This is a genomic window from Saccharopolyspora aridisoli, from assembly GCF_004348445.1.
Classification (GTDB): Bacteria; Actinomycetota; Actinomycetes; order Mycobacteriales; family Pseudonocardiaceae; genus Saccharopolyspora; species Saccharopolyspora aridisoli.
On record NZ_SMKV01000019.1, the window covers coordinates 61874 to 84553 of the forward strand.

Consider the following 22680-nt stretch of genomic DNA (forward strand, 5'->3'; position numbering starts at 1 on the left):
AGGAACGACCCGTCGGGAAGTGTTGTGCAGCAACGGCTCAGAAACCCCTAGTTCTCGAGCGGGTTCTCCGCGGGCCAGGGAGCCGAGCGCATCGAGCGGGTGCGGCCGCGAAGTCTAGGGATTACCGGGACTCCACTGAGGTCAACTGACGCGCATGGACCGCTGACCGCCACCGGAGAGCGCCCCTTGTTGATCATCTTCTTGAAAGCCCATCTCCGGCCGTACCGGCGGGCCCTCCTGCTCCTGCTGGTGCTGCAGGTCGTCCAGACGATGGCCACGCTGCTGCAGCCGGCTTTCTACTCGATCGTCGTCGACCGGGGGGTCGTGCGCGGCGACGTCGCCCACATCCGCGACGTCGGCACCGCCATGATCGTCGTGGCGCTGCTGCAGATCCTCGCCGCCGTCGGCGCGGCGGCGGTCGGCGCGCGGGTGTCCGCCTCCCTCGGCCGCGACCTGCGCTCGCGGGTCTTCCGCCGGGTCATGGGCATTTCGGCCCGCGAGGTCGGCCGGTTCGGCGCGCCGTCGCTGATCACCCGCACCATCAACGACGTCCAGCAGGTGCAGGCGCTGGTCGTCACGCTGCTCGACATCGCCGTCGCCGCGGTCATCACCTGCGTCGGCGGCGTCGTGATGGCGCTGCTGCAGGACGTCTCGCTGTCGATGATCGTCGTGGCGCTGGTCGTCGTCCTTGCGACCGGGCTGACGGTGATCATGATCCGGATCAGTCCGACGTACGCCCGGATGCAGCGCGGTGTCGAGAACATCAACCGCCTGCTGCGCGAGCAGATCACCGGGATCCGCATCATCCGCGCGTTCGTCCGCGACCGCCACGAGCGAACCCGGTTCAGCGGGGCGAACTCCGAGCTGTTCGGCGTCGGGATGCGGGTCGGCCGCATGATGGCGACCGTCCCGGTGGTGGTCATGATGCTCATGAACACCGCGACTCTGCCCATCATCTGGTTCGCCACCCGCCGCATCGACTCCGGCCAGGCGCAGCTCGGCTCGATCTCGGCCCTGCTGGGCTACGTGACCCTGATCATCACCGCGATCATCATGGCCACCATCGTCTTCGCCGACCTGCCGCGCGCTGCGGTCTCGGTGCGCCGGGTCCAGGAGGTCCTGGACACCGGGACGAGCGTGCCGACGCACGCGAACCCGGTCCACGGCGCGCGGCGCCGCGGGCAGCTGACAATCCGTTCCGCGGGATTCCGGTATCCCGGTGCGGCGAAACCGGTTCTGCACGACATCACCCTCATCGCCGAGCGCGGCCAGACCGTGGCGATCGTCGGCAGCACCGGCAGCGGCAAGACGACCCTGCTCAACCTCGCGAAGCGGCTGTTCGACGCGACCACCGGGACCGTCCACGTCAACGGCATCGACGTCCGCGAGTACTCCCCGGACTCGCTGCACCGCACCATCGGCATCGTCCCGCAGGAGCCGCACCTGTTCAGCGGCACCATCGCCTCGAACCTCCGCTTCGGCGCTCCCGGCGCCCACGACCACGACCTGTGGCACGCGCTGGACATCGCCCAGGCAGGCGAGTTCGTCGAGCGGCTGCCCGGGATGCTCGACGCACCGGTCGCCCAGGGCGGCGCCAACCTCTCCGGCGGGCAGCGGCAACGGCTCGCGATCGCACGGGCCCTGGTGCTGCGTCCCGAGATCTACCTGCTCGACGACAGCTTCTCCGCCCTGGACCGCACGACCGAGGCGCGGGTGCGGGCCTCGTTCGCCAGGCACGTGCCGAGCGCGACCCTGATCATCGTTGCGCAGCGGCTCAGCGCGGTGTGGCACGCCGACCGCATCGTGGTCCTCGACCAGGGCCGCGTGGTCGGCGCGGGCACGCACGCGCAGCTCCTCTACTACAACCGGACCTACCAGGAGATCGCCTACTCCCAAGCCGTTCCGCAGGACATCCCGCCGCGCGGCAACCGCACCATCCGAGGGGTGCTGCATGGTCAACGCGGTTAGGGAGTCGCCGTCGACGGTCGTGCGGTTGCTCGACCTGCTGCGCCCGTACCGCCTCCGCCTGGTGCTGGTGGCGGTGCTGGGCACCGCGGCGACCGCGTTCAACCTCGCCGGTCCCAAGCTGGTCGGCGACGCGACGGACATGGCCTTCGCGGGCGTGGTCAGCCGGGGCCTGCCCCCGGGCGCGTCCAAGGAGGAGGTGATCGCGAACCTGCGCGCGAGGGGAGACGACACGCTCGCGAACGTGCTCAGCACCGCCGACATCGTCCCGGGCCACGGCGTCGACTTCCAAGGGCTCCTCCAGCTGCTGCTGATCATCCTCGTGCTCTACGTCGCCAGCGGGTTGTGCATGCTGGGGCAGGGCCGCGTGGTGGCGTTCACCGCGCAGCACACCATGTACGTCCTGCGGGAACGGGTGAGCGACAAGCTGACCCGGCTGCCGCTGGACTACTTCGACCGCAACTCGCGCGGCGAGGTGCTCAGCCGCGTCACCAACGACGTCGACAACCTGCAGAGAACGCTGCAGCAGACCCTCGGTCACATGGTCAACTCGCTGTTCGCGGTGGTCGGCGTCATGACCGTGATGGTGCTGCTCTCCCCGATGCTCGCGGGTCTGGTGCTGGTCAGCGTGCTGGTCGCCGCGGTGGCCGCGCTGTCGATCAGCAGGCGGGCGCGGCCGCGGTTCGCCGAGCGGTGGCAGCGCACCGGCTCGCTCAACGGCTACGTCGAGGAGATGTACACCGGGCATTCGACGGTGGTGGCCTTCGGCCGCCGAGAACTCGCCGAGCGCAGCTTCGACGAGCACAACGAGTCCCTGTACCAGGCGTCGTCGCGGGCCCAAGCGCTGTCCGGGATGATCGGTCCGGTCACGCGGTTCGTGACCGACCTGAACTACGTGGTGGTCGCCGTGGTCGGCGCGCTCCGAGTGGCCGGCGGCACGATGTCGATCGGCAGCGTGCAGTCGTTCATGCAGTACTCCGGCATGTTCACCCAGCCCATCATCGACATGGCCAACTTCTCCGCCCAGCTCCAGTCGGGGATGGCCTCGGCGAGGCGGATCTTCGAGGTGCTCGACGAACCCGAGCAGCGGCCCGAACCGCCGCAGCCGGTGCGACCGGCGCGCGTGCGCGGGCGGGTGGACTTCCAGCGAGTGGCGTTCCGCTACGTGCCGGACACCCCGCTGATCGAGGACCTCTCGCTCACCGCCGTGCCCGGCCAGCTCATCGCGATCGTCGGACCGACCGGGGCGGGCAAGTCGACGCTGGGCAACCTGCTGCTGCGGTTCTACGAGCTGGAAGGCGGCAGGATCCTGCTCGACGGCATCGACGTCGCCTCGATGACCCGCGGAGACCTCCGCTCGCGGATCGGCCTCGTGTCGCAGGACTCCTGGCTGTTCGCGGGCACCATCGCGGAGAACATCGCCTACGGGCGGCCGGGGGCGACGCAGCAGGAGGTGGTGAACGCGGCCCGCGCGATGTGCGTCGACCGGTTCGTCCGCTCCCTGCCCGACGGCTACGACACCGTGCTCGACGACGAATCGTCCACCGTGAGCGCCGGTGAGCGGCAGCTCATCACGCTCGCCAGGGCGTTCCTGGCGGAACCGTCGATCCTGCTGCTGGACGAGGCGACCAGCTCCGTCGACTCCCGCACCGAGGTGCTCATCCAGCAGGCGATGGCGTCGCTGCGGGCCGGGCGGACGAGCTTCGTCATCGCCCACCGGCTCTCCACGATCCGCCACGCCGACCTGATCCTGGTCATGGACTCGGGCAGGGTGGTGGAACGAGGCACCCACCACGAACTCCTCGCCGCCAACGGCGCCTACGCCCGGCTCTACGCCTCCTGAACCCCGCGGAGGCACGGTCGGCGTGAAGACTAGGGATTCACGAGCGCGAGGGCGTCTTCACTGGTGTGGGGACATGGCAGCAACCGGGAAGGATCGGCCACCAAGTTGAACACCAAGGACGATGTCACCACCGCGTGGATTCGTCGGTACCGGCCGTCCGCGACGAGCACGACGCGGCTCGTCTGCTTTCCGCACGCGGGCGGTTCGGCCAGCTTCTTCCACCCGCTGGCACCGCGCTTCTCACCCGACACCGATGTGGTCTCCCTGCAGTACCCGGGCCGCCAGGACCGGCGCCACGAACCGTGCGTCGAGGACATCGAGACGCTCGCCGACCTGCTGACCGACGAGATCGCCGCGCTCAGCGGCAAACCCACCGTCTTCTTCGGACACAGCATGGGCGCCGTGCTGGCCTTCGAAACCGCGTACCGGCTCGAGCAGCGGGGAGCCCGGACGCCCCACGCGGTGATCGCGTCGGGTCGGCGCGGACCGGCCACGCGGCGCGACGAAGAGGTGCACAAGCGGGACGACAACGGCATCATCTCCGAGCTCAGGGAGCTGAACGGCACCGACACGGCGGTCTTCGGCGATGAGGAGCTGCTGCGGATGGCCATGCCCGCCATCCGCAACGACTACCGCGCCATCGAGGCGTACGCCTGCGACCCGGACCGGAGGGTGAGCTCCCCGATCGTCGCCCTGACCGGGACCGAGGACCCGAAGACGACGCTGGAGGAAGCGAACGCCTGGAAGCAGCACACCGACGGGGGATTCCGGCTCAGGGAGTTCCCCGGAGGGCACTTCTTTCTCACCGATCACCAGACCGAGGTGAACCTCGAGATCGAAGCCGAGCTCGCAGCCGCGAGGACGCGCTCGGAGGAGGCCCGGCATGGCTGAGAACTCGACCGCGCGGCGCGGCGGCAGGGTCGGCAACGTCGTCCTGTGGGCGCTCCAGGTCCTGCTGGCCGCGGTCTTCGTCATGGCGGCCGTCCCCAAGTTCCTCGGCGATCCCACCATGGTTGCCACCTTCGAGGCCGTCGGTGTCGGCCAGTGGCTTCGCCACATCACCGGCGCCTGCGAGATCGCCGGTGCGATCGGGCTGCTCGTCCCGAGGCTGACCGGCCTGGCCGCGCTCGGGCTCGTCGGCGTCATGATCGGCGCGACGGTGACGAACCTGCTGACCCAGCCCCCGGTCGCCTTCGCGACGGTCGTCCTGGGCGTCCTGCTCGGTCTGATCGCGTGGCGCCGCTGGTCCGGGCTTCCCGCACCGCTCGAGCGCTGACCCGGGCTCCGCGCACCGATCGGAGGTGCGCGGAGCCCGGTCCGCTACAGGTCGCGGGCGAGGTGGTCGGCGAGCAGGCGCGTGAAGCGAGCTGGATCGGTGAGCTCACCGCCCTCGGCGAGCACCGCCGAGCCGTGCAGGAGCTCGACGGTCTCCGCCAGCCCCGCGGCGTCCCCGCGCTCGTCGTGCGCCTTCCGCAACCCGTCCACCAGCGCGTGGGCGGGGTTGAGCTCGAGGACGCGCTTGGTGGGCGGCAGCTCCTGGCCCATCGCGCGGTAGAGCTTCTCCATCGTCGGAGTCATCTCGTGCGCGCCGCTGACCAGGCACGCTGGTGACGTGGTCAGCCGGGAGGACAGCCGCACCTCCTTGACCTGCTCTTCCAACAGCGCGGTCATCCAGGACAGCAGCCCGGCGAACTCCTCCTGGCGCTGCTCGCGCTCGGGTTCGGCGGACTCGTCCTCCTCCGCGTCCAGGTCCAGCTCGCCCTTGGCGATCGACCGCAGCGGCTTGCCGTCGAACTCCGCGACGGAGTCCACCCACACCTCGTCGACGGGGTCGGTGAGCAGCAGCACCTCGTAGCCCTTGGCCCGGAACGCCTCGATGTGCGGCGAGCTCTCGATGATCGACCGGGACGCGCCCGTCATGAAGTAGATGTCGCGCTGGGCTTCGCCCATGCGCTCTACGTACTGCCGCAACGTGGTCGTCCGCTCGGCGTCGTGGGTGGACGCGAACGACGCGATCTCCAGGATGGTGTCGCGGTTCTCGGCGTCGCTGAGGATGCCTTCCTTGAACGCCGCGCCGAACTCCGCCCAGAACGTGGCGTACCGCTCGTGGTCCTCGGACATCATGTGCTTCACCGCCGACAGCACCTTCTTGGTCAGGCGGCGACGCATCAGCGTGATCTGCCGGTCCTGCTGCAGGATCTCCCGCGACACGTTCAACGACAGGTCCTGCGCGTCCACGACGCCCTTGACGAAGCGCAGGTAGGGCGGAACCAGCGCCGCGCATTCGTCCATCACGAACACCCGCTTGACGTACAGCTGCACGCCCTGCCGGTGGTCTTCGGCGAACAGGTCTCCCGGCGCGTGCGAGGGGATGAACAGCAGCGCCTTGTACTCGAAGGTCCCCTCCGCCGAAACCGCGATGACCTCCAACGGGTCTCGCCAGTCGCGGCTCACGTGCTTGTAGAACTGCGCGTACTCCTCGTCGGAGACCTCGTCCCGGGACCGCGCCCACAACGCCTTCATCGAGTTGAGGGTCTCGATCTCGCGCTTGGTGCTGCCGTCGTCGTCGGAGCGCTCCACCTCCATCCGCACCGGCCACGTGATGAAGTCGGAGTACCGCTGGACGAGCTCGCGGATCTTGTGCTCGGAGGAGTAGTCGAAGAGACCGTCATCAGCCTCTTCCGGCCTGAGCCGCAGGGTCACCGCGGTGCCTTGCGGCGCTTCCTGCACGGTCTCCACGGTGTAAGTGCCGCTCCCGTCGGATTCCCAGCGCGTGGCCTCGTCCTCACCCGCGCGACGGGTCACCAGGCTGACCCGGTCCGCCACCATGAAGCTGGAGTAGAAACCGACGCCGAACTGCCCGATGAGTTCCGCCGAACCGGACTCCTGGGACTCGCGCGCCTTGGCCAGCAGCTCGGCCGTTCCCGACTTCGCAATGGTGCCGATCAGCTGGACGACCTCCGCGCGTGACATCCCGATGCCGTTGTCCCGCACCGTCAGCGTCCGCTGCTCGCGGTCCACCTCGATCTGGACGTGGAGGTCGGAGGTGTCGACCTGCAGGTCCTTGTCGACGAAGGTCTCCAACCGCAGCTTGTCCAAGGCGTCCGCGGCGTTGGAGATCAGCTCCCGCAGGAAGACGTCCTTGTTCGAGTAGATCGAGTGCACCATCAACTGCAACAACTGCTGCGCTTCGGCCTGGAACTCGTGGGTTTCCACCTGTGTGCTCACCGAACTCCTTTCAGATGGCCGCACCACCATGTGATGCGGCACGATTTTATCGGCATCAGGACGAATTTCGGTCGTGCGGAGGGGCGAGCGCGTCCGCCAGCTCCGCCCGGCCTCCGACGCCCAGCTTCCGGTAGATCTTCGTCAAGTGCTTCTCCACCGTGCGCGAGGTGATCCGCGCTTCGCGGGCGATCTCCTCGTTCGTGCGACCGCTGCGGGCCAGCATCGCCACCTGGTGTTCGGAAGGCGTCAACAGCGGTCCCGTCGCCGGGGCCGAGGACACCGGCACACCCAGCTCTGCGGTGGCGCGATCGATCAACCGCTGCACCCCGCACTCGATGGCGATGCCGCGTGCCTCCCGGAGGTGCTTCTCCGCGCCCGGCCGACCCACGCCGCGCAGCCGCCGACCGAGCAGCAGGTGCGCTCGGGCCAGTTCGACCCGGTTGGCGGACTCCTTCAGCACCGAGACCGCCTCCCGCAGCAACCGGATGTCCTCGCCTCCGCCACTGAGCGCGGCGTAGCGCCGCAGAGCTCGGCCGATCGCCACCGGGGCGCCCCAGTTCCGCGCCAGCTCGTACTCCTGCTCGATCAGCAGATGTGCCTCGTCGACCTCGCCGAGCCGGTGATGCATCTCCGCGGCCAGGCCTCGCCACGGGCACAGCGCGGGGTTCCGCATCCCCCAGCGGTCCAGCTGCTGGCCGAGATCGAGGATGTGCTGCAGCGCCAGACCGACCTCGCTGCGGTCGGTGGCCACCGAGGCCTTGAGCGACCGCACCACCGCCGTGACGCACACGTTGTTGCCCGGCACGACGCCACGTTCCAGCACCCGATCCGTCAGATCGCGGTCACCGGTCTCCAGCGCCAGGAAGGCAACCGTGAGCAGCGTTCCCGAGTTGCCGTGCTCCCAACCCGATCCGCCCAGGTCGATCGCCTCGCGCATGGCGGACAGCGCCTCGTCCAACCGTCCCGTGGACATCAGGGCCAGGCCCTCCTCGGTGCGCAGCAACGTCCGCGCCACGACGTCCTCCTGGCGCTGTTGCTGCTCCCGAGCGCGGTCCACCCACGAGGGCAGGATCCCGGGCGAGTCGGCGCCGACGAGCACGTTCGCGAGCAGTGGCAGTCCGGTGTGGACGTGCTCGGTGCGGGCCGGTTCTCGTTCCAGGACGCGGTGGGCCAGGCGCGCCACTTCCGACGCGCCGACCTCCGAGGTCACCGTCGCCGCGTAGAGCAGCACCGACAGCAGTTCGCGTTGCGCCGCGCTCTCCAGCGGCGGGTTCGGCCCCAGTTCGCGCAGTCGGCGAACGTTGTCCGCGATCCCCTTCGGGTCCTCGATCATGAGGTAGCGCCGCCGAGCCTCCATGCGGAGCAACCGATCCGCCGAGGAGGGCTCCTGCTGCGCCCCGCAGTCCCGGACCACTTCCCGGACCACATCGATGATGGGCGCTGGCGAAATGGCCAGCATCATCGGCGACAGCCGCGACAGCGCCGCCGCTCGCTCCTCGGTCGAGGCGAGCATCGACACCGCCTGGGACACGTGGCGAACCGAGGCAGCAGGATCGAAAGCCCTTTCCGCGGTGGCGAGCTCGGCCAGCAGCTCGGCGCGTTCTTCCCCGCCCGGTGAGCTGTCCAGGAGCGCTCGGCGCAGGTAGGACGCCGCAGTCTCCGGTGCGCCCAACTCCAATTCGGCCTCCGCCGCGTCGCGGAGCACGCGCAGCGCCCAGTCGTCCGCTGGTGCCGCCATCTCGACCAGGTACCTGGCCACTTCTCGCGCCGAGTGGCCCTGGTGGTGGAGCAGCTCAGCGGCGCGCCGGTGGACTTCCTCCGGCTCCTCGTCAGCGGTCAGCGCCTCGACGGCGGCGCGCACGGCGGAACCGGCTGGCCCGAGGCAGGATTCGGAGTTCAACAGACCCAGTCGGCGCACCACCCGCACGGCTTCCACGTGCTGCTCCTCGTCGAGCCCGGCGGCTCTGCCCACCAACTCGGTGTCGGCGCTCTCCCCCAGCACCGCCGTCGTCCGGATCAGCCGGTGCACCGCGGGAGGCTGGGCGCTCAGGCAGGCCACCAACCGCTCCCGCAGCCCGGACGGCCGCACCGCCTCCAACTCGGTCGCGCTCGGGCTCCGCCCGGTGACCTCCACCTCGGACAACATCGACATCAGCAGCAGCGGGTTGCCCGCCGACCTGTCCCGGCAGGCTGTCACGAACTCCTCGTCGACCCGCTCACCGAGCTCACCGCGCACCACGGTCCGCACCGCGGCGGCCGACAGCCGCCCCGGTCGCAGGACACGGGTCGCCGCGTCGCTGATCTCCCGGACCAGCGGGCGCTCGGACCCGGGATCACCGTCCAGCACGGTCACCGCGATCGTGACCGGCAGACCGGCCACCCGTCCGCCCAGCTGGCCCAGGCACGTCGCAGACGCGGTGTCGGCCCCGTGCAGGTCGTCGACCAGGATCAGCAGCGGCTGCTCGGCGCTCATCCCGACGATGGCCGGAAGCACGTCGCGCCGAACCACCAGGTCGTGCTGACCGCCCCCGGTGGTCTCCGGGGAGGGGGCGGTGCTCGCCGGTCCCAGCAGCTGCCGCACCACGCCGAACTCGAAATCGCGCTCCTGCGTGGCGCAGCTGGCGCGCAGCACGCGGAGCCCGATCCGACGACCGCGCTGCGCGCACGCGCTGAGCAGCTCCGACTTCCCGATGCCCAGCGGACCGCTGATGACCAGCAGTGATCCGGCGCCGGAACGGGTGGCGGCCAGCGCCTCGTCGGCGGCGTCGAGCTCGTGCTCCCGTTCGAGCAGCCGCGAGCGCCCCGGGTCCAGTGCGGAACCGGTCGGCAGGTGCGTCCCGGTCGTCTGCATCGTCGCCCCCGTGGTCATCGTCTTCCGGCGAGCGGTACCGCTTCGACTTCGTGCTCGTGCTGCTGCAACCGCGTTCGGGAACCACCGAGCGCGGTGGGCAGATCCGCTCGCCGGGACACGCGCAGCTTGCGGTAGGCGTTGGTGAGATGCGTTTCGACGGTGCGCAGCGTGACGAACAGCGCCTCGGCGATCTCCCTGTTGCTGGCGCCGGAGGCCGCCATCGTCGCGACCCGGTGCTCGCTGCCGGTGAGCAGGTCGACCGGCGACCGCAGCGGTTGCCCCATCCTGCCGCCGGCGGTCACCGCCAGCGCCCGCGCGCTCTCCGCGATGGGCCGGGAACCGCAGAGCGTGGCCAGGTCCACCGCGCGTCGCAGGTGCTTGCGGGCGCCCCTGACGTCCCCGGTGAGCAGCAGGGCGGCACCGAGCCGGCGCTGCGCGCGGGCCTCCTCGAGCCATGCGGGAGAACCGGAGAGGACCTCGACGGCTTCGGTCAGCCACTCGACCGCGTGCGCGGCGTCCTCGGCGATCGCTCCGCGCGCCATCAGGTGACGCCCGATGGCCCTCGCGGTGCCCCAGCGTTGCGCCGCTTCCCCATCGCGCTCGACCAGTTCAGCCGCTTCCGAACGGCGTCCGAGGCTTGCCAGCAAGTAGGCAGCGTCGGTGCGCCACGGCACGAAGACCGGATTGCCGATGCCCACGTCGGTCATGCTCTGACCGCACCGCAGCAGCAAGTCCGAGGCCGCGGCCGGGTTGCCCTGGATCCAGCGAACCCGCGCCCTGGTGTGCAGGAAGTAGTGCCATTCGAGGGTCGACTCCTCGAACCAGGCCCGGTCGATCCGGTCCAGCACCTCATCGGCCTGCTCGACGTGCCCCTGCTCGACCAGCGCGCTGGCCCACGCGGTGAACTGCGCGGCGGTCGAACCGGCCCCGCTCGTCTGCGCGCAGATCTCCGCAGCCGTCTGCGCCTCGGCGGCGGCCTCCCGGACATCGCCGAGGTGCAGGAGGACTCGGGCGTAGCAGGACAGCGAGTACGAGTAGTCCGAGCGCGCGCCCATGTTCTTGACCACCTCGACCGAGCGCCGGGCCGCGGGCAGCAGGTCGTCGGTGACGTCCGCCAGGTGCAGGGCGAACAGCGAGCACCGCTCGGTCCAGGGGTCGGCGTCGTTGGCCTGGAAGCTCAGGGCGGCCCGGGCTTGCTCGACCACCTGTCCCGACGGCTCTCCCCGCAACGAGCGCACGTAGGAGGTGGCGGCGAGCATCCGCCGCTCGGCCGGTGTGCTGCCCGCCGGGCGCGGCCGCTCCTCGATCCGGTCCCGCACGAGGGCGAAGGTCGACCGCTCGCCGGCGCCGATGATCAGCAGCATCGACTCGACGGACAGGCACAGCTCGTGATGTGCCGGGGAGACGTCCCGCCCGGTCTTGGTCGACAGCATCGCCAGCACCTCGCCGAGCACCCGAACCGCTTCCGGATGGCGTTGCGCGGTGACCGCGGTCATCGAGAAGCTCAGGACGAGGGAGACGTACGCGTCGGGGTCGGTGACCTTGTTCAGCAGCTCTCGCAGGATCGGCAGCGCCGCGTACGGGTCGAGTTGCGCGAGCACCCGGCCGAGGTCGGCTCGGACGCGGATGCGCTGGGGTTCGGAAACCTCGACGTCGAGCACTCGTCGCAGGTAGCGCACGGCGGTCTGGGGAGTCCCCTGCCGCTCCGACAAGGCCGCGGCGTCGCGCAGCACCCCGGCCATCCACATCTGGTCCAGCTCGGGCAGTGAGAGCAGGTGGTCCGCGACCTCGACGGCGGGCCGCCCGGCGTCGTTGAGGATCCGCGCCGCGCGCAGGCGGTCCGCTTCGGACATCGGCAGGGCGTCGAGCACCGCGGTGCGAACGGTGTCGTGCACGAAGTCAGCGCCGGAAGCCGCCACGACGTCGCACCGGCGCAGCACGCCGAGCGCTTCGGCGACCTGCCACCGGGTCGCTCCCGCCAGCGCGGCCACGGTTTCCGGTCCTGCGGCGGGACCGAGAACGGCCATCGCGGCGGCGACCCTGCGGACTCGCTCGGGTTGTCCGGCCAGCCGGCTCAGCACCGAGGCGGCCAGCACGTCCCGCCCGACTTCCTCGACCGCGGCGACGCCCTCCGAACCCGGCCGGACCCCGGCCCGGACGAGGTCATCGAGCAATCGGTTGAGCAGCCCCGGGTTTCCCCCCGAGGTCCGCGCGCAGGCGTCGACGAATCCGCAGTCCACCCGCTCCGAGAAGACCTCCGCCACGACCTCGCCGACGTCGGTCCGGGTCAGCGGCCCCAACTCGATCACGGTGCTGGCGCGCTGGGCGACGATGCCGGACCTGGCTGCCTGCGCGGTGCCTTCCAGTTCGTCGCAGCGGTCGCCGAGCACGACCAGCAGCGGTAGGTCGTCGGCTCTTCGGAGCAGGAAGTCCAGCCAGCGCAGCGAAGCTTCGTCGCACCAGTGGGCGTCGTCCACGACGAGCACCAGCGGAGCCGTGGACATCAACTTCGCCGCCAGGGAGTGCAGACCGGACAGCACCGCGTAGTCGACGGCGGGTTGGATCGCGGGCGGCAGGGCCGGGAAGAGCACCGGAACCACCGGGCTGGCGACGTCGTCGGCGCCGAGCTGCAGCGGTGCGAACAGCTTCCGCACCACAGCGAAGTTCGACGGGAAGTCCACTTCGGAGCAGCTCGCCCGCAGAACGGTGCAGCCGCGCGCCGATTCGTGCTGCCGTATTCCGCTCAGCAGACGGCTCTTGCCCACTCCGCTGGGTCCTCGGAAGACCAGACACCGCGCACGACCGGAACGAGCCTCCGCGAGCCCGTCCGCGAGTGCCGCGCACTCGCGGGACCGCCCGACCACGGGCTGGATCCACTCGGCGCCGCCTTCGTCACCCCGCAACCCAACTCACCCCGACTCACACGGATCTGACCAGGGATTCCAGCCGCGCTCACGGGTACATCCGCCAGTAGACCTGGGCAGAAGTCCACCATCGGTCTTACGGAGGCGCAAGCGCTGATCAACACCAGATGCTGGTGAATGCCCTAGTTCCCCTGCGGTAGACGCGATCGCTCGAACCGCGGGACGGCTGCGCTTGTCGGCGCGGCCATCGAATGTTCACCACAACGCCGCCCGATGCCGGGTCAGTGCGCAGCAACCCGGTTCGCACCGGACGGCACATCGGGCAGGACCGGACGATTTCATCCACATCGGACGGTCACTGCGGCACTACTTCACGTAGTCGCGTGGCACGCGAGGTGGCCAGCTGCCCACGCTCAGCAAACCGAGGCTGTACGCGCGGGACACGAGGGCTGCGCGGTTGGGTGCCTTGAGCTTCTTGAGCATCGCGCCGACGTGGTATTCGACGCCCTGCCGGCTCAGGAAGAGCCGGGAGGCCAGGCGAACGGTCGACTCACCGGTCGCGATGCCCTCGAGGATTCGAGCGTTGAGCTCGGAGAGGACCCTCTTCCGATCGGCGACCACCACGTTCGCCCGGTTGAGCTTCTCCGGGGATATCAGGACCACGAGCTTCGTCAGTTCACCGGACGACGTTCCGCGCACGGCGACTCCGGTGATGTCGCCGGTGAAGGCGTTCTGCTCCGCACCGACACCGACGAAGCAGTCGACGAAGCACTGGTTTCGCCCTTCGACCAGCCGCTCGAAGTTCCGGCTGATCGGCTCGCGCACCCCGGGGTGCAGCAGGTCGTAGAAACTGCGCCCGAGCACCGACTCGCGGGGGTGGCCGAATTGGGCGACAAAAGCATCGTTGGCTTGGATGATCCGCATCTGCAGATCTAGACTGGCCAAGTGCTGCCCTGATCGCTCTAGGAGCGACTGGAACACATCCACGTCGGCAATATCGTTTCTCAATTCCTCGCCGCAAGCATTGTCGAAGAGGCGAGGATCAGCGGCAACAGTGGGCATTGACGGTGTACCTCTCCCGAATCCTGAGGAATCCCGACTGCCGGGAAGGTCTGTTCGCCTCCGCACGGAGACACCTCCAATCGTATGAAGAGCGCTCTTATGAGGTCAACGCGGGAGAGTGCGCACCGCCTAATGTTGTGGTCGCTGACGCCGACAGTTCGGCCACGTCGCCGAGAGAAAAATTGAACCGCCCTTGTCCAGCGACGACAAAAAGCCCGTACTCCATACGGGCTCCCCACGTTGCGGAGCACGGCGCACCAGGAGGGTGCGGGAAACAGCGCACCCGAACACGCGGGACCCGCACCACTTGCCGCCGAGAAGAGCATTTAGTTGCGCACAACCCTCGCGCACAACGTGGACAAGTCCGAACACTCACGGCAATTGCTCAAATGAGCCGAGTGAGCGCTCACACTCAGATGAGCACGGGTAAAATCCCATAATTCACAGAGTTGCCATATTACTCAGACCCATGAACAGGAACCCTTATGTTCCTATCCCCACCCTGCGGAACAACAGATCGTTGTCGCGTCGGGACAGCATGAAACGACTCAATCCGGCCGGTGGGCGCTCACCACGCAATGAACAGTCGGTCCACCTGCGAGGACGGACGCCATTGCGAATCGAGGATTCATGGCGTCGGCCGCCGGCTTCGACGGCCCGGTATTCACAACTCGTGCACCGAATTGCATGATTCAGATGCGAACGCGGTCGGTGACGACGTCGGGCGCGCCGTCTGGTCGACGTGCGGGACCCAGCTCGCGGAGCCTGCGTATCACCGCTTGGAGGTCGCCAGGGTCCAGCGGAGGCAGCCGTCGGGTTCGTAGATCGAGAGCCACGCGGCGGCCCCGATCGCGAGGACGTGGAACACGGCCATGCCGACGAGGTTGGTCCGGGCCCCGGTGAAGGCCCCGACGGGCTGGGTCGCGTCGGCGATCCATCCGGGCGAAGGCTGGCGGTGATGGCGATCGTGGCGGCCACCAGCACGCGCTTGATCAGCGACCAGTGGTGCGTCGCGACTCCCCACTCGGTGCCGACGGCGAGAACGAGCCCGGTTCCCAGGGTGATCAGCGATCGCGAGCGCCCTGGGCGTCGTCGTCACCCCGCCGTGGAACCACGGCGCTCGCGCTGCAGAGGCGCGCCGGTCGGGGTTCGCTGCGCGACCGCCGGTGTCGCTCAGCGAACGCCGCCGATCGCTCGCGTGACGCTTCCGGCGCCGCGTCTTGCCTGGTGAGCGGGACCGCGGGGCACGGTCGGTGCCCCGCGTCACAGCGAGTTCCGCTTGGTCTCGTGCTTAGGATCCGCGTCACAGCAAGCGCCCTTGGCCCGAGGTGGCGCTGCGCGTCTCAACGTTGAGCGGGAGGTCGTGGATGACCGGCAGGATTCGGAATCGGCAGTTCGCCTCGAAGATCGTCTCGGCCGAGGAGGCCGCCGAGATGATCGAACCCGGCGAGAACGTGGGCATGAGCGGGTTCACCGGCGCCGGGTATCCGAAGGAGGTGCCTGGAGCGCTGGCGAAGCGGGTCGCGACCTCCCACGAGCAGGGGCGGCCGATGAAGGTCGGGTTGTGGACCGGGGCTTCGACCGCTCCGGAGCTCGACGGGGCGCTGGCGGAGGTGGAGGGGATCTACCTCCGGTTGCCGTACCAGTCGGATCCGGTGAGCCGCGCGAAGATCAACGCCGGTCGGCTGGACTACACCGACATCCACCTCTCCCACGTGGCGCAGCGGGTGTGGCAGGGCATCTACGGCGAACTGGACTTGGCCGTCGTGGAGGTCAGCGGCATCACCTCGGACGGCCACTTGATCCCGTCCTCTTCGGTGGGCAACAACAAGACGTGGCTGGAGCAGGCTGATCGGGTGATCCTCGAGGTGAACTCGTGGCAGAGCGAGCACCTCGACGGCATGCACGACATCTACTACGGGACCGCTCTCCCGCCCCACCGCAAGCCCATCCCGATCACCCACCCGGCCGACCGGATCGGCGTGCCGCACCTGGAGTGCCCGGCGGAGAAGGTGATCGCGGTCGTGGAAACCGAATCACCCGATCGCAACGCGGCTTTCACCCCGCCCGACCGGACCTCCGAGCAGATCGCCGGGCACGTCCTGGGCTTCCTGGAGTCGGAGGTGCGCAACGGCCGGTTGCCCCGGGAACTGCTGCCGTTGCAGTCCGGGGTGGGCAACGTCGCCAACGCCGTCCTAGCCGGCCTCGGAGCCGGACCGTTCGACGGGCTCACCGCCTACACCGAGGTCATCCAGGACGGGATGCTGCAGCTCATCGAGTCCGGCAAGCTCCAGATGGCGTCCGCGACGGCGTTCTCGCTGAGCCCGACCGCGGTGGACCGGTTCAACCGGGACACCGCCGCCTACCGCGACAAGATCGTTCTGCGGCCGCAGGAGATCAGCAACCATCCCGAGGTGGTGCGCCGGCTCGGTTGCCTGGCGATGAACGGGATCGTGGAGGCCGACATCTACGGCAACATCAACTCCACTCACCTGATGGGCAGCCGCGTACAGAACGGCATCGGCGGCTCCGGCGACTTCGCGCGCAACGCCTACGTGTCGATCTTCGTGACGCCGTCGCAGGCCAAGAACGGGGACGTGTCGGCGATCGTGCCGATGGTCTCGCACGTCGACCACACCGAGCACGACGTGGACGTCGTCGTGACCGAGCAGGGCCTTGCCGACCTGCGTGGCCTGTCGCCGAAGAAGCGGGCGGAACGCATCATCGACCGCTGCGCGCACCCCGACTTCCGGCCGCTGCTGCACGACTACTTCCAGCGGGCGCAGCACTCGTCGTTCGGGCTGCACACCCCGCACCTGCTCGACGAGTCCCTGTCCTGGCACCACCGCTTCGTCCAGCACGGATCGATGCGCGGGTGAGCGTGTGGGATGGGCGCGGGGTCAGACTGCGGTGGCTCAACCGCCGTTGTCGCTCGCGCTGATCTGACCGGGACGTTCGCGTTCGGTCTCACCGGTGCGCTCACCGCTGTGCGTATGGTGCGGCTACCTGGTCGGGTCCTCACGCCGGGCGTGCGTGACCCCGCTCGGCGGCGGCATCCTGCGGGAAGTCCTGATCGGGCTTCAGCGACGTGCTCTGCAGGACGAGTCCACCGCCTGACCGGAGGCGCGGTGGAGGGGGCGGCGACGGTGTAGTCCGGGTGGATTCCGTCGTCGCTGAGGTCTCAGGTGAAGGCGCAGCTGACCCGGTCGCCCGGCTGGGCCTCTGATGCCCTGCTGGGAGTCGGGGCGTAGATCTGCAGCCAGCGGCCCCGGCCGGGGTCGATGCCCGGCCGGGGACTCTGACGTCAGCCCAGGTGGCTTTCGATGGCGTCGATGATCCGCGGACGCAGCTCGTCGGCGCGCACGATCGCGTCGACCGAGCCGACCTCCACCGCGCGCTGGATGCTGTGCACCCGGTCGAACTCCGCCGCCACCTCGCTGAGCTTCTCGGCTCGCACCTCCGCCCGGACGTCGGCCAGCTTGAGGCTCTCAGCCGCTCGTTCCGGACCGTTGGCAGCCGCCACGAGCGCCTCGAGCTCCCGCACCCTCGGGTCGTTCACGGTGCGCTCGTTGACCTCACCCGCGAAGACGACCGCTGCCGCCGGTGCGCCACCGATCACCGAGGCGTACGAACCCTCGACCGCGAGGACGGTCATGTTGGGGTTGAGCGCTTTGGAGAACACGACGAACGCGCCGCCGTGGTAGCGGGAGATCACGCAGAACACGATGGGGCCGTCGAAGTTGACGATGGCCCGGCCGATCTCGGCGCCGTACTCCAGCTGCAGCTTGCGCATGGATTCGGGAGAGCCGTCGAACCCGGAGAGGTTCGCCAGCACCACCAGCGGCCGGTTCCCGCTGGCCGCGTTGATGGCGCGAGCGGTCTTCTTCGACGAGCGCGGGAACAGCGTCCCCGAGGTGTAGGCGTCCGGGCCGTCGGTGGGCGGGAACCCGCGCCGCGCGACCGAACGCGATTCGACACCGATCAGGCAGACCGGGCTGCCCCCGAGGTGCGCGTCCTGGACGACGGCCGTGTCGGCGTCGGCCATCCCGGCCCACCGCTCAAGCACCGGGTGGTCCTGGTCCGACACCGCCCGCATGACCGTGCGGATGTCGAAGGACTTCTTGCGGTCCGGGTTGTGCTCGGACGAGAAGATCTGACCCACGGTGCTGAAGTCGCTGTCGGCGAGCTCGTGCGGGTAGGTCGAGATGTCGCGGTCACGCGGGTCGCTGCTGCCCGCACCGCGCGGCCCGGTCTCGCCCGGGGCGATGTAGGTGTGCTCGTAGTGGGCCATCAGCACGTCGTTGGCCGCTGCGAGGTTCGGCGCCCAGTACTGCGCCTGACCGTTCGGGCCCATGACCCGGTCGTAACCGCCGATGCCGAAGTTGTCCTCGGCCGAGACACCACCGGAGAAGTCCAGCGACTGCTTGCCCGTGAGCACCATCGCCGAATCCGGTGTCATCACCAGGATCCCCTTGGTGTGCATCAGCATCGTGGCCTCGGCGTTCCAGTACGGCTGCGCACCCACGTTGATACCGGCCACCACGACGTTGATCTCACCGCCACCCTGGGTGAACGTGACGATCTTCTTGAGCGCGGCGGCAACCCAATCCATGTTCTCGGTTCCCGAGGACATCGAGATCCGCGCACCGGCCGAGAGCGCGAACCACTCCAGCGGCACCTGCATCCGCTCGGCCAGGTCCAACGCGGCGATCACGCGCGAGCACTCCGGCTCCGACAGGGCACCCAGCGCCTTGGTCGGATCGCCCAGCAGCACCACCCGCGACATCCCCTCGGGGTGCCGGCGCGTGGGCGTGGTGACCACGCCCGCGACGATCGCCGCCGAGTTCTGCCCCTTCGGCCGGTCCACCGGCACCAGCACGCCATCCTCGTCGAGGTCGTGCTCGACGAAGGTGCCGTGAGCACCGGCCAGCATCTTCGTCAGCTCGTACGGGTAGACGGTTCCGCGGTTGGCCGCCCGCAACACCTTCTGACGGTAGGAGTCCAGCGGCTGCAGCGGCTCCACCGACGGCTGCTCGACGGAGAACCGCATCCCCGCCCCGGCGTCGTAGCCGATGCGCACCGCGACCTCGCCGAGCTCACCGGTCTCCGGGTCTCGCTGGCGCACCAGGAACAGCACTTCCTCCAGCCCGGCCCCGGCCGTCGTGGGCAGCACGCGCTGCGCGACGACGTCGAGCTCCTCCATGGACAGCTCGTTCGGAGGCCAGACGTAGATGACGATGCGGTTGGTCCCGGAACGCTTGTTCGCCTTGGGTTCCTTGGCCTGGGCCTTGCGGATCGCGTCGAGGCACGCGGTGAGCACGCCCTCCGCGGCGGGCAGCGCGACGAGCCTGCCGTCGGACTCCCGCAACGGCGTCAGGTCGCGCACCTGCGCCAGCGCCACCAGCCGCTCGTCCGCCGGGTTCTGCGGTGCCACGCACCGGAACAGGTAGACCTCCTCGTCGGCCGAGGGCAGGCGGTCGAGGTCGAACTCGCGCAGCCGCTCCAGCTGCATCCGGTCGGCGAGCAACGGGTGCAGCCCGCGGATCAGGCGTTCCTCGGCGAAGCCCTCCGAGAACGGGCGGAAGGTGAAGTGGTGGTGCATCACCGCACCGCTGGGACCGGCAACCGTGGTGGTGATCCGGTTGACCTGGCTCGGCAGCTGCTGAGCGGCGAGCACCTCGCCGAGCCGGGCCGCCATGGCGTCGGTGTCGTCGGGCTGGCCGTCCCACACCAGGTAGACGTCGGCGACCAGGTCACCGTCGGTGGCCAGCTCACCGATCGCCCGCACGACGTCGGGCAGCGCGGCGAAGTCCACCGCCGTGCTCACCACGCGCGAACCGGCGCTCCGGTGCTCAGCGGTGACGAAGGTGCAGTCGGCGACCTCGACCGTGCGGACGTCGTCGAGTTCACGGTTGCCGTAGTAGCGGCGGGCGAGCACCTCCAGCAGCGGCGCCGGGTCGGTGCCCTCGCGGCCGATGCGCTGCCCGACGAGCCGGACCAGCGGTTCTGCGCTGGAGACCATCGCGGAGATCCGCTCGGCCCGGTCCGGTGCGGCCGGGTTCTCGTCCAGGTGCCTCAGGTGCTTGCGCACCCCCGCGTAGACCTCCGCGCGGTGGCGCCGCAGCATCGGCTGGGCGAACCAGCGGAACGCCACGGTGCGTGCGAGGTCGGACAGCGCGGGGAAGCGCAGCTGGGTCGCCGCGACCAGGTGTTCCAGGGCGAGACCGGCGGGCTGCCGGTTCGCGCCGGACGGCGGTGCCTCGGCGAGCCACTGCCGCAGCAGGGTCGACACCGCCGCCTCGTCCGAGGAGGCGCGCTGCTGGGCGAGGAAGATCCGGAAGACCGCTTCCTCCAGCTCCGGGGTCCGGTCCAGCTCGTCGACGCCGTAGTGGGCGAGGACCTTGACCAGGCGCCGCTGGAACGTCTCGGACAGCCCGGCCCGCTCGACGTCGAGGCTCTGCAGGTACGTGTGGAAGTACTCGCGCGAGCTGTGCACGCGCGAGTCCGCTGCCGTCTCCTCCCCGACCGGCCGGTTGCGGCTCAGCTCGGAGAGGTCGGCGAACACCTCGAGGAGTTCGATCTCCTCGGCCAGCGGACGCCGTCCGGCCTCGACCAGCTCCTCGCGAGCCCGCAGGTAGTCGTTGAGGACCCGGCGCTCGTCCTGCGGGTCCACGTCGAACCCGAGCAGCATGCTGCGCAGGTCCTGCCGGCTGCGCGTCGCGCGCTCGCCCGCGTCGATGCCCTCCCGTCCCGGAGGCAGCGCGAGATCAGCGGTCTCGGACGTGGCCTGTTCCGCGCTGGGCTCGTCGGCGTCGCCGAGCGGCTCCAGCCGCAGCAGCGGCGCTCCCGTCTCGACCTGACTTCCCGTGCGCACCAAGCACTCCCGCAGCTTGGCGCGGAACGGGGCGCGAAGCACGGTCTCCATCTTCATGCTCTCCAGCACGAGGACCGCCGCGCCTTCCTCGACCTCGGCGCCGACCTCCAGCGGGGTCGCGACGACCAGCGCTGGCGCGGGCGAGCGCAGCACGCCGCCCTCGTCGCGGCTGACCCGGTGGGCCACGCCGTTCACCTCGGCCAGGCACACCGGACCGTGGGTGTCGGTGACCAGGCGGTAGCGCTCGCCGTTGACGGTGAGCTGGCCGACGTGGTCGTCGAAGCGCTCGACCTCGACGTCGGCGGTGTGGACCGGCCCGCCGTTGCCCGCGCTGATCCCGATCCGGAACCGCTCGTGCCCGATGCGCGCCACCTGCACGCGGTAGGAGTTGCCCCGCAGCTTGAACTCCAGCGGCCTCCCGCTCTCGTGCTGCGCCTGCGGCCTGCCGCCGTGCGCGGCGGCAAGGAACCGCTGCCGCTCGACGAGCTCGGCGTCCTCGTACGCCTCGATGCCGGCCGCGGCCAGGGCGATCGCCGAGTGCCGGTGCGACTGGAGCTCACCTTCGGTGCGGACCCGGTCGATCCAGCCCGTGTCGGCGGAACCGTCGATCACCTCGGGCCGGTCGAGCAGGTCGAGCACGAAGCTCTTGTTGGTCGCGCCGCCGGAGACGATCACGGTGGTCTGCGCCATCGCGCGGCGCAACCTGCCCAGCGCCTCGTCCCGGTCGCGCCCCACGGCGATGATCTTGGCGATCATCGAGTCGAAGTCCGCGGGGATGCTGTCACCCTCGTCGACGCCGGTGTCGACGCGGATGCCGGGCCCTTGCGGGAAGTCGAGCCGGACGATCTTGCCCGGTGCCGGTGCGAAGTCGCGCTCCGGGTCCTCGGCGTTGAGCCGGGCCTCGATCGCGTGCCCGGATTCGGCGGGCGGCTCCCCTTCCAGCTTGCCGCCCGACGCGACGTGCAGCTGGGCCTTCACCAGGTCGACGCCGGTGGTGGCCTCGGTGATCGGGTGCTCGACCTGCAGGCGGGTGTTGACCTCCAGGAAGGCGAACAGCCGGTCACCGGGGTGGTAGAGGAACTCGACGGTCCCGGCTCCCCGGTAGTCCACGGCCAGCGCGAGCCGCTCGGCCGAGGCCTTGAGCTCAGCGCTCTGCTCGGCGCTGAGCACCGGCGAGGAGGATTCCTCGATGACCTTCTGGTTGCGCCGCTGCACGGAGCAGTCGCGGACCCCCAGCGCCCACGCCGTGCCCTGTCCGTCGGCGATCACCTGGACCTCGACGTGCCTGGCGCCGGTGACGAGCCGCTCCAGGAAGACCGCACCGCTGCCGAACGCCCGCTCGGCCTCCAGCCGGGTGCGCTCGTAGGCGTCGGCCAGTTCCCGCTCGTCGTTGATCACGCGGATGCCGCGTCCGCCGCCGCCCGCGGTGGCCTTCAGCATGAGCGGGTAGCCGATCTCACCCGCGCTGCGCACGGCCGCGTCCAGGTCGGCGACCTCGCCTCGGCTCCACGGCGCGACCGGGACACCGACCTCCTCGGCGATCAGCTTCGCGCCGATCTTGTCACCGAGCTTGCGCATCGCATCGGCGCTCGGACCGATGAAGGTCACGCCCAGCTTCTCGCAGAGCTCGGCGAACGCCGGGTCCTCGGCGACGAAGCCCCAGCCGACCCAGGCCGCGTCGGCCCCGGTCTCGATCAGCGCCCGCTCCAGGACGCCCAGGTCCAGGTAGGGCCGGTCCCGAGCCGCACCGAGGTCGTAGCCGAGGTCCGCCTCCCGCACGAAGGCCGCCGAGCGGTCCGCGTCGGTATGGAGGGCGACGGTCTCGATCCGGGCCCCTGTCTCGGCCTCGACCTCCCGCACAGCATGAATCAGCCGCATCGCGGCTTCCCCGCGGTTGACGATCGCCACACGACGGAACACCGACAAGACCTCCGATCTCCTCACGGGAGCTGTCGCTCCCGACGTTCAAGAACACCCTCCCGGTTACCGGGAA

The 22680-nt window shown here is 69.8% G+C and carries 11 protein-coding genes; 6 read left to right on the plus strand and 5 right to left on the minus strand.

What is annotated here, in order from left to right; all coding sequences use genetic code 11:
* The first annotated feature begins 186 nt into the window (after window positions 1–186).
* The 4 genes from E1161_RS16610 (at window position 187) to E1161_RS16625 (ending at window position 5084) form a co-directional block, all read left to right on the plus strand.
* Complete coding sequence (locus E1161_RS16610; RefSeq protein WP_132624256.1) at window positions 187–1968, plus strand: ABC transporter ATP-binding protein; 1782 nt, start codon at window positions 187–189, stop codon at window positions 1966–1968.
* Window positions 1952–3808, plus strand: coding sequence for an ABC transporter ATP-binding protein (locus E1161_RS16615; RefSeq protein ID WP_132624258.1), 1857 nt, complete (start codon window positions 1952–1954; stop codon window positions 3806–3808). Before E1161_RS16610 ends, E1161_RS16615 begins: the two co-directional genes overlap by 17 nt.
* Before the next feature lie 105 nt (window positions 3809–3913).
* On the plus strand, window positions 3914–4699 hold the full coding sequence (locus tag E1161_RS16620; RefSeq protein WP_132624260.1) for a thioesterase II family protein: 786 nt from the start codon (window positions 3914–3916) through the stop codon (window positions 4697–4699).
* Window positions 4692–5084: a DoxX family protein gene (locus tag E1161_RS16625; protein WP_132624262.1), complete on the plus strand. Its 393-nt coding sequence runs from the start codon at window positions 4692–4694 to the stop codon at window positions 5082–5084. The genes E1161_RS16620 and E1161_RS16625 overlap by 8 nt, the downstream gene beginning before the upstream one ends.
* Before the next feature lie 44 nt (window positions 5085–5128).
* Here E1161_RS16625 and htpG read toward each other — a convergent pair whose 3' ends face one another.
* The 4 genes from htpG to E1161_RS16645 all read right to left on the minus strand — a co-directional run bounded on the left by htpG (window position 5129) and on the right by E1161_RS16645 (window position 13813).
* On the minus strand, window positions 5129–7036 hold the full coding sequence (gene htpG, locus E1161_RS16630) for a molecular chaperone HtpG (RefSeq protein ID WP_207920273.1): 1908 nt from the start codon (window positions 7034–7036) through the stop codon (window positions 5129–5131).
* Window positions 7037–7091: 55 nt separating this feature from the next.
* Window positions 7092–9905, minus strand: a complete 2814-nt coding sequence (locus E1161_RS16635; protein ID WP_132624264.1) for a LuxR family transcriptional regulator — start codon at window positions 9903–9905, stop codon at window positions 7092–7094.
* Entirely contained in the window at window positions 9902–12751 is a 2850-nt protein-coding gene (locus E1161_RS16640) for an ATP-binding protein (RefSeq protein ID WP_235875088.1), read from the minus strand. The genes E1161_RS16635 and E1161_RS16640 overlap by 4 nt, the downstream gene beginning before the upstream one ends.
* Before the next feature lie 366 nt (window positions 12752–13117).
* A complete protein-coding gene (locus tag E1161_RS16645) occupies window positions 13118–13813 on the minus strand; it encodes a PAS domain-containing protein (RefSeq protein ID WP_132624268.1) in 696 nt (231 codons plus the stop codon).
* Between the two features lie 1367 nt (window positions 13814–15180).
* On the opposite strand from E1161_RS16645, the gene E1161_RS16650 reads away from it, so the two are divergent.
* Both E1161_RS16650 and E1161_RS27235 read left to right on the plus strand, forming a co-directional pair.
* On the plus strand, window positions 15181–16692 hold the full coding sequence (locus tag E1161_RS16650; protein ID WP_132624270.1) for an acetyl-CoA hydrolase/transferase family protein: 1512 nt from the start codon (window positions 15181–15183) through the stop codon (window positions 16690–16692).
* Window positions 16693–16786: 94 nt separating this feature from the next.
* The gene (locus E1161_RS27235) at window positions 16787–16930 is read left to right on the plus strand and encodes a hypothetical protein (protein WP_165939825.1); all 144 of its coding nucleotides are present in this window, start codon (window positions 16787–16789) and stop codon (window positions 16928–16930) included.
* A 187-nt stretch (window positions 16931–17117) separates the two neighbouring features.
* Here the strand turns inward: E1161_RS27235 and E1161_RS16655 are convergent, their stop codons facing one another.
* Window positions 17118–22607, minus strand: a complete 5490-nt coding sequence (locus tag E1161_RS16655; RefSeq protein WP_132624272.1) for an ATP-binding protein — start codon at window positions 22605–22607, stop codon at window positions 17118–17120.
* Window positions 22608–22680: the final 73 nt, after the last annotated feature.